Origin of the sequence: Lederbergia ruris (assembly GCF_018332955.1) — a bacterium.
In the GTDB taxonomy this organism is placed as follows: Bacteria; Bacillota; Bacilli; order Bacillales; family Bacillaceae_C; genus Lederbergia; species Lederbergia ruris.
Genome location: NZ_BORB01000108.1, coordinates 1 through 691, shown reverse-complemented (window position 1 = coordinate 691; position 691 = coordinate 1). Strand labels below are relative to the sequence as shown.

The window sequence follows — 691 nt, the reverse complement described above, 5'->3', positions numbered from 1 at the left end:
TCAAAACCATTTATCCATTTATTTATTGACGTTCGTTTCGTTCAGTTTTCAAAGATCAAACCTCGTTGCCTCATTGGCGACTTTTCTATAATACCAAATCTCTTTTCCAATGTCAACAACTTTTTTAAAAATATTTGGTGGAGCCTAGCGGGATCGAACCGCTGACCTCCTGCGTGCAAAGCAGGCGCTCTCCCAGCTGAGCTAAGGCCCCAAAAAATGGTCGGGAAGACAGGATTCGAACCTGCGACCCCTTGGTCCCAAACCAAGTGCTCTACCAAGCTGAGCTACTTCCCGATATAGCAATCAATTATATCAACTGATTCTTGTTCCACTATTAAAGTAGATTCAGTATTCATCACAATTCAAAGCGGAAGACGGGATTCGAACCCGCGACCCCCACCTTGGCAAGGTGATGTTCTACCACTGAACTACTTCCGCAAAAACATGGAATCATTCATCAGATGCGGGTGAAGGGAGTCGAACCCCCACGCCTTGCGGCACTAGATCCTAAGTCTAGCGTGTCTGCCAATTCCACCACACCCGCTTGAAAATATCAAACAAAAAAATGGTGAGCCATGCAGGATTCGAACCTGCGACCCTCTGATTAAAAGTCAGATGCTCTACCAACTGAGCTAATGGCTCGTCCATGGTGCCGGCCAGAGGACTTGAACCCCCAACCTACTGATTACAA

General features: G+C 46.5%; 5 tRNA genes. All 5 read right to left on the bottom strand.

Annotation, left to right across the window (positions count from 1 at the left end):
- Nucleotides 1-135: 135 nt before the first annotated feature.
- The 5 genes from KI363_RS21620 to KI363_RS21600 all read right to left on the bottom strand — a co-directional run bounded on the left by KI363_RS21620 (nucleotide 136) and on the right by KI363_RS21600 (nucleotide 642).
- Nucleotides 136-211: transfer RNA gene (locus KI363_RS21620), tRNA-Ala, on the bottom strand.
- A 6-nt stretch (nucleotides 212-217) separates the two neighbouring features.
- Nucleotides 218-294 (bottom strand) — tRNA-Pro (locus KI363_RS21615).
- Between the two features lie 72 nt (nucleotides 295-366).
- Nucleotides 367-438 (bottom strand) — tRNA-Gly (locus tag KI363_RS21610).
- Nucleotides 439-462: 24 nt separating this feature from the next.
- A tRNA-Leu gene (locus KI363_RS21605) sits at nucleotides 463-544 on the bottom strand.
- A gap of 22 nt (nucleotides 545-566) precedes the next feature.
- Nucleotides 567-642 (bottom strand) — tRNA-Lys (locus KI363_RS21600).
- Nucleotides 643-691: the final 49 nt, after the last annotated feature.